This is a genomic window from uncultured Nitratireductor sp. (assembly GCF_913053745.1).
Taxonomy (GTDB): domain Bacteria; phylum Pseudomonadota; class Alphaproteobacteria; order Rhizobiales; family Rhizobiaceae; genus Nitratireductor.
Genome location: NZ_CAJXGF010000200.1, coordinates 1 through 6,741 on the forward strand (window position 1 = coordinate 1; position 6,741 = coordinate 6,741).

Below are 6,741 nucleotides of genomic sequence, written 5' to 3' on the forward strand. Positions count from 1 at the left end.
AAAACCTTCGCGCGCGAGATAAGCGACACCGCCATAGCCACCCGATTCTTCATCGGCCGTGCCGGATATTTCAATGGCTCCGGGGAAGTCCGGATAGATTTCGATAAACGCCTCCGCCGCGACGATGGACGCTGCAAGCCCGCCCTTCATATCGCACGCACCGCGTCCGAAAACCTTGCCGTCTTTTACAACGGCAGCATAGGGATCAACCGTCCAGCCTTCGCCCGCCTCTACCACATCGATATGGGAATTGAAGTGCACGGTCGCGCCAGGACCGCGCCCCTCGCGTCGCGCAATGACATTGGTCCGAGGATAACGGTCCGAATCGCCCGGCGCGTCGACGCCACGGACAAACTGCGTGGCAAACCCGTTCGCATTCAGGCGGCGTGCGATGAACTCGCAGCAGGGAGTGTAGGCGTCTCCTGGAGGATTCACCGTGGGAAAGCGGATCAGGTCTGCGGTGAGAGCGACGAGGTCTTCACTCCGACGCCGTACGGCTGAGGCAAGCTGTTCGTTCATGGCAGGCAATAGAACGACATGAAGCCGGCTTGGCAAGGTCGCTTGCACGCGATTGTGAAGAAGATGTGCTTGCGCGCACAACGGGAGCATAGTTGAATTTAACCAAGGAAATTTGGGGTTTGGTCATGAATCGAAGCTAATTTCTTCAACACTGCAGGTAGAAACTTCACACATGTAGCGGGGGGCGCTCATGAAACGGTTTTTCTTTGCTGTGGCCATTGCCGGTCTGATCCTTTCGGGCGGCGTGGCTCAAGGTATAGCCGCAACCCTGGTGGCTAAAGTCAGCGTATCAAAACAGACCATGACGGTGGTGCATCGCGGGCGTGTTCTACATCGTTGGCGCGTGTCGACCGCGCGCCGCGGTTATGTGACTCCGCGCGGCCAGTGGCGACCGAAGCGCATGCACAAGATGTGGCATTCGCGCAAATACAACATGTCGCCCATGCCTTATTCGATATTCTATTATGGCGGGTATGCCATTCATGGAACGAATGCCGTCTCAAGACTTGGCCGTCCGGCTTCGCATGGTTGCGTGCGGCTGCACACTTCCAACGCGAGGCGGCTCTACGCACTCGTCAAGAAGATCGGTCCCCGCAACACGCGGATCGTCGTCACGGATTGACCGTAGAGGGGCGCAGCCGCTCCTCTACATTTGCCAGCGTTTGTGAAACCACATCCACTGGCCTGGATCTTCACGCACCCAGCGCTCGACCACGTCGTTGAGCATCTGGGCGGTGGCTTCGATATCTATCGTACCGTCCGAATGGCGTGGAAGAGCGATCCTGTCTTCGACAATGAGGCGGTATCGGCCATTCGGCAGACGCTTGCAGCGCGCGGGATAGACATCGCAAGCGTATTGCCGCGCCAGCTTCGCGAGCAGCGGATTGGTCCGGCATTCGCGGCCGAAGAAACGCGTCTTCACACCTTTGCGAAACTTCTGATCCACCAGAACGCCGATATTGCCGCCATCGTCCAGCACGCGGGCGAGTTGAAGCGCCGCGCCCGCCTGCGAGGGCACGAGACCGCCCATGGCGCCGCGCCGGGTCTCCATAATGTAGTCGGCAACATAAGGATTGTTGGGCGGACGAAACAGCGATGTGGTGGCCAGATCGAAACGAGCGGCGGCGATCGGCAAAAACTCGAAATTGCCCAGATGCCCGGTGAAGAAGATGTGTGGGACGCCCTTTTCGTCGCGCAATCGCTTGAATATTTCGACACCATCGACCTCGACACGACCGGGCGTTTCGGCTTCGGGGTCGAAATCGAAGAGCTTGTCGAGAAATACATACTCGACTGCAAGCCGTGCCATGTTTCCCCACATGTCGCGGGCCACGGCTTCGATCTCGGCGTCGCTCTTTTCGGGATAGGCGCGACGCAGATTGTCGACAGCAAGCCGATGCCGGCCGACCTTCGGGCCCAGGGCGCGGGCCAGTTTATCTGCCAGATCGAGTGCCTTTTCCGGGGGCAGACGGCGCAGAAGCGCGAGCACACCGATCACCAATTTGGCGGTCAGCCAGTATTCCAGCGATTTCAATCGCCTGCCAAGAAGGAGAAGGAAGCGCTTCATGGGCGCTGATCAGTCCACACGCAGGATGATCTTGCCGAACACGTCGCGGCCTTCCATCCGGGCCAGCGCCTTGTCGATCTGCTCGAAGCCGACCTCGGTGTCGACCACGGGCGAGACGAGCCCGCCAGCCATTTTCTGCATGGCATTGGCCATGTTCTCCATACGGCACCCGAAGGAGCCGAATATCTTGAGCTGTTGCTGAAAGAGCTGCATCAGGTTCATATTGGTGGAGACACCGGACGTCGAGCCGCAGGTCACGAGACGGCCACCACGCTTCATGGACAGGAGCGAGCCCGCCCAGGTGTCGGCTCCCACATGCTCGAAAACCACATCGACGCCGCGCTTCCTCGTCAGTTTGCGGACCACACCCTCGAAACGGTCTTCACGGTAATTGATGACGTGATCGGCTCCGAGCGCCTTGGCCTTTTCCATCTTGTCTTCCGATCCGACCGTGGTGATCACGGTACAGCCCATGCTCTTGGCGAGCTGAATGGCCGCCGTGCCGATGCCGGATCCGCCCGCCTGGATCAAGATCGTCTCGCCGGGCTCGAGCCTGGCATTGTCGAACAGCATGTGCTCGACGGTGCCGAAGGTGACGGGCGAGACAGCCGCGCCGATCTCGTCGACACCGGGCGGAGCGGGAACGAGAAGGCGGGCAGGCAGATTGATCTTCTCCTGGGCAAAACCGTCGAGATGGAAACCGTGAACCCCGGAGACATGCTCGCACAGATTATCGCGGCCTTCGCGGCAGGGGCGACAGAGACCGCAGGTGCGCGCGCCGTAGATGGAGACAAGCTGTCCGGGCAGGAGATCGCTGACACCGGGGCCGATGGTCTCGACGACGCCGGAAGCTTCCGCACCGACCACGAGCGGCATCTTGCGTTTGGCAAAGGCCATGCCGCGCCAGCCCCAGACGTCGATGTGATTGAGCGCGACGGCGCGAATCTTCAGCGTCACCTCTCCCTGGCCAGGAGCGGGGGGCGGCGCAAGATCGACAATTTCAAGCTTGCGGTCGGCGACGAGTTGAAGTGCGCGCATAAGATCTTCCCATGATTTCTGCCGATTTGAACGGGTCGCTTAGACCGGTTCCTTGGTCATGACAAGACAGGTGTTTTGTCCGCCGAAGCCGAACGAATTCGACAGAACGCTGGAAACCTGCGCTTGGCGTTTCGCATTCGGCACCACGTCGAGTTCGATTGCCGGGTCGGGCGTGTCGTAATTGATGGTGGGTGGAATGACGCCCTCGCGCATTGTCATGAGGGAGAATACGGCTTCCACAGCGCCGGCGGCCGAAAGCGTATGGCCGATCATCGACTTGTTGGAGGAGATGGGAAGGGTTTTCATGCGGTCGCCGAACACGGTCGACAGCGACAGGTGCTCCATTTTGTCATTCTCGGGCGTCGATGTGCCATGCGCGTTAATGTATTCGATCTCGTCCTCGGCCATGCCCGCATCCGACAGCGCCGCACGAACAGCGCCAATGGCGGGCGATCCGTCGGGTTTGGAGCGGGTGCGATGAAAATCGTCGGCCTTTTCGCCGCAGCCACGAATAATGCCGAGAACGTCGGCGCCGCGCGCAAGGGCACTTTCAAGCGATTCCAGAACCAGCGCGCCAGCACCTTCAGCCAGAACAAAACCGCTGCGATCCTTCGAGAAGGGACGCGAGGCCTTTTCTGGCACATCGTTCTGGGTGGTCAGCGCGGAGAGGAGCGAAAAGCGGATGAGCGCTTCAGCGGTTGCCGAGCCGTCCGAGCCGATGGCGAGCGCCCGGTCGCACTCGCCACGGCGGATGGCCTCGGTGCCAAGCTGGATCGCAGTCGCGCCAGAGGCGCAGGCGGTCGATAGTGTGATCGGCAGGCCGCGCGTTCCATAGCGCTCCGCCAGCCGGTCGGCGATGGTGCCGAACTGGCTTTCTTCGAAAAGCTCCATGGCATGCGCCTCGCGCGCAGCCTCGATCAGCGACGTGTTGCCATTGTGGGTTTGCGACCTGGCGTAAAGCGCCAGGCGGTGATGCCAGTCGAGTTCGACCGGAGGTGCAGCGAGAAAGAGCGGGCCGCCCAGGTCACCCTGCGGGAGGCCCGATTGCTCGACCGCTTCCGCGGCTGCCAGGTCTGCGAGTTGATAGGTGTGAACGCTCGCCCCCTCGGTGCTCGAGGGCAGGAAATCGACCATGCCGGAAATGGTGGTGGCCATATGATCGGTGGGAAAACGCGTTATGGGATGAATGCCAGAGCGCCCGTTGATCAGCGCATCCCAGTTTTCCGTTCGGCCCTGTCCGAGAGAGGTGACGACACCCATTCCTGTGACGGCGATAACGGGTCTTCCAAAGCTGTCGGTCGTTTTCACGGGATCGCTTTCTCTAAAAATCCTCCGGGCCGGTCGGTTCAGGCCCTGGTGACGAGGCCCATTCCCTCATAGCGATGATATCCCACCGCCGTTGCCAGAACAGCGTCGAGGCTGCCGTCGAACGCAGCTTCACGCGTTTCGTCAAATGCGGGATAGGGGCTGCCATGATGGACGGCAAGGGCGGCGAGCGCCACAGCGAAGGGAAATTGTGCTTCCTTCATATGACCGGTCAGCGTTGAAAAACCACGCAGCGCGAGATTTTCATAACTGCCGAGCGCCTCGAGTTCGGCTGCGGTCGCTTCGTGCGCGCCGGACGCGCCCGACAGGGTCAACAGCGGTGTCTGCGGCAGCGCAAGACGGTCGAGCATCTCGGCGATGCCCTGAGCAAGCGGTTCGCTCCGGCGGCGGCTGCGGCGCGAAACAACCGGGCCCATCGCCGCGTAGGCGGTGCGTCCGCGTTTTTCGGCATGTTCACGTGTTTCCAGAACCAGGAAGGCCGCGCCCGAACCGGTAACCACGCCGCCGCCCTCGGCACCGGCACGCTGCCAGACCGGTTTCCAGTCGTCACGATGGAGGAAGCCTGCCAGTTCGTAGGCAAGAAGCATGTCGGAATGCTCGGTCTGGAATGCGCCGCCGACGAGAAGATGGGAGGACTGGCCGGCACGAATGCGCGCCGCCGCGGTTTCCATGGCCGAAACGCCGGCACCTTCCTCACCCATGAAGGTGCGCGAAGAGCCCGTCACCTTGTGGACGATGGAAATGTTGCCTGCGAGCAGATTGGAAAGCTGCGCCAGAAATAGGGTCGGGCGCAGCTCCGTCGTCAGTTTCTCGTTGAGAAGAATGTCGTGGTCGGCGCGCTCGAGCGAGGCGGCGAGAATGGCTTCGTCCACCGTCTCGTCACGCTCGCCGCCGCCGGCGGCCACAACCATGTCCATCGACGCGCAGAGCGACTCGTCGCCTTTCAGTCCGGCATCGTCGAGCGCGAGGCCGGCGGCATAGGTGCCGAGGCGCTGCCATGTCTCCATCTGCCGCTGATCGCCGCGGCGCGGAATCTGCTGGCCCCACTCGATTTCGGGGAGCGGGTGGATGGCGTAGGGCGCGAAGCGCTGCCGGTCGAGCACGGGCGCCGGCGTCTTCGCGGTCAGCGCCTGCCAGTGCGCATCCGCGCCTTCGCCGAGCGAGGAAACGATGCCCATGCCGGTGATCACTACGTCGCGCGGGCTCATGTCATCCTCTCCAACGATTGCGGGGGCGGGAAACGATCAACCGGCCTTGGCGGCCACGAGGTCGTCGATCTTGGCGCAAAGGTTCTTCATGACGAAATATTCCTCCGTCGAGACCTTGCCGTCATTGACTTCCTGGGTCCATTTCTCAAGCGGAACCTTGATGCCGAATTCCTTGTCGATGGCAAACACGATGTCGAGGAAGTCCAGGCTGTCGATGCCCAGATCGTCGATGGTGTGGCTTTCAGGGGTGATTTTCTCGCGGTCGATCTCGCTGGTTTCAGCGATGATGTCGGCAACCTTGTCGAATGTCGTCACGTGCAACCCTCAGTCTGGGGAGATTCTTTTTACAGTCGGATGATCGTGGGGTCTCTAATCGGTTTTTGCCGGTAGGAAAAGGGGCTATAGATCCTGCTGATGGCGCGATCAGTTGAATTTGATGCGCGCGGAGGCGTGCAGGTTGTCGCCTCCGCGTGACAAAATAATGGCTTCGCCCTCCCGGGCGGACCCGCCGATCAGTGCCTGGATGATCTCCAGATGTGTGATCATAATGAGGTTTCCCGAGCCGGTGTAGCTGTTGATTCGCTCCAGGATTTGCGTCTTCTGCGCGTCCAAGGCTTCCTTGTCCGCCGGCAGATCGAGCGCGGGAAACGGCTCAACCGAACCGGAACCGAAAGCCTGGGTGGCGGTATCGCGAGCGCGGCAATAGCGGCTCGTCAGCACCTGTTCGACGGGTGCGGCGCGCGCCTGGATTAGCGCGCCTATCCGCCGCGCCTGCAGGCGGCCACGCTCGGAAAGATTACGCTGGGTGCCGCATTTCTCGATATCGAAGTTCGCCGGATCGCCATTGCCCGGCGCGATGGCGTGCGGCATGGCCTGCCAGAGATCGAACGCGACGCTTGCGCCGTCTTTGCGGTGACGCTTCACCTCGACGGCCAGCCCGGCGTTGGCGCCGCTCGTCCATTGCAGCCGCCCGGCGGAGAACCAGCCGTCGGCAAAGGCGTTGAGGCCCGACGCTCTGAATGCCGAGGTGCCGGTGAGCGCGGCAACCGTGCCGTTGCCGCGATAGCCGGGATCGTCGAGATC

8 protein-coding genes are annotated in these 6,741 nt (G+C 61.5%); 1 reads left to right on the forward strand and 7 read right to left on the reverse strand.

The genetic code is table 11. The features are described from left to right. Positions 1-519: M20/M25/M40 family metallo-hydrolase (locus QZ638_RS21535; RefSeq protein WP_295814340.1), on the reverse strand; the 519-nt coding region annotated here is incomplete at its 3' end. Positions 520-709: 190 nt separating this feature from the next. Between QZ638_RS21535 and QZ638_RS21540 the strand changes: the two genes are divergently transcribed. Continuing rightward, positions 710-1,141: a L,D-transpeptidase gene (locus QZ638_RS21540; protein ID WP_295814342.1), complete on the forward strand. Its 432-nt coding sequence runs from the start codon at positions 710-712 to the stop codon at positions 1,139-1,141. A 24-nt stretch (positions 1,142-1,165) separates the two neighbouring features. Here the strand turns inward: QZ638_RS21540 and QZ638_RS21545 are convergent, their stop codons facing one another. The 6 genes from QZ638_RS21545 to QZ638_RS21570 form a co-directional block, all read right to left on the reverse strand. Further along, positions 1,166-2,086 carry a lipid A biosynthesis lauroyl acyltransferase gene (locus tag QZ638_RS21545; RefSeq protein WP_295814344.1) on the reverse strand — a complete coding sequence of 307 codons (921 nt, stop codon included), beginning with the start codon at positions 2,084-2,086 and terminating at the stop codon, positions 1,166-1,168. 9 nt (positions 2,087-2,095) lie between these two features. Continuing rightward, complete coding sequence (locus QZ638_RS21550) at positions 2,096-3,124, reverse strand: zinc-binding dehydrogenase (protein WP_295814346.1); 1,029 nt, start codon at positions 3,122-3,124, stop codon at positions 2,096-2,098. A gap of 39 nt (positions 3,125-3,163) precedes the next feature. Beyond that, on the reverse strand, positions 3,164-4,432 hold the full coding sequence (locus tag QZ638_RS21555) for a beta-ketoacyl-ACP synthase (protein WP_295814348.1): 1,269 nt from the start codon (positions 4,430-4,432) through the stop codon (positions 3,164-3,166). A gap of 38 nt (positions 4,433-4,470) precedes the next feature. Further along, positions 4,471-5,658, reverse strand: a complete 1,188-nt coding sequence (locus tag QZ638_RS21560; protein WP_295814351.1) for a beta-ketoacyl-ACP synthase — start codon at positions 5,656-5,658, stop codon at positions 4,471-4,473. Between the two features lie 36 nt (positions 5,659-5,694). Further along, positions 5,695-5,979 (reverse strand): acyl carrier protein, encoded by a 285-nt coding sequence (locus QZ638_RS21565; RefSeq protein ID WP_223022616.1) that lies wholly within the window; start codon positions 5,977-5,979, stop codon positions 5,695-5,697. Between the two features lie 102 nt (positions 5,980-6,081). Next, on the reverse strand, positions 6,082-6,741 hold a 660-nt coding region (locus tag QZ638_RS21570), incomplete at its 5' end, for a phage BR0599 family protein (RefSeq protein WP_295814357.1).

What these genes read in the sequence shown, in the direction of transcription:
- QZ638_RS21540 (WP_295814342.1), top strand. Translation starts at nt 710, where the DNA reads ATGAAACGGTTTTTCTTTGCTGTGGCCATTGCCGGTCTGATCCTTTCG.
- QZ638_RS21545 (WP_295814344.1), bottom strand. Translation starts at nt 2,086, where the DNA reads ATGAAGCGCTTCCTTCTCCTTCTTGGCAGGCGATTGAAATCGCTGGAA.
- QZ638_RS21550 (WP_295814346.1), bottom strand. Translation starts at nt 3,124, where the DNA reads ATGCGCGCACTTCAACTCGTCGCCGACCGCAAGCTTGAAATTGTCGAT.
- QZ638_RS21560 (WP_295814351.1), bottom strand. Translation starts at nt 5,658, where the DNA reads ATGAGCCCGCGCGACGTAGTGATCACCGGCATGGGCATCGTTTCCTCG.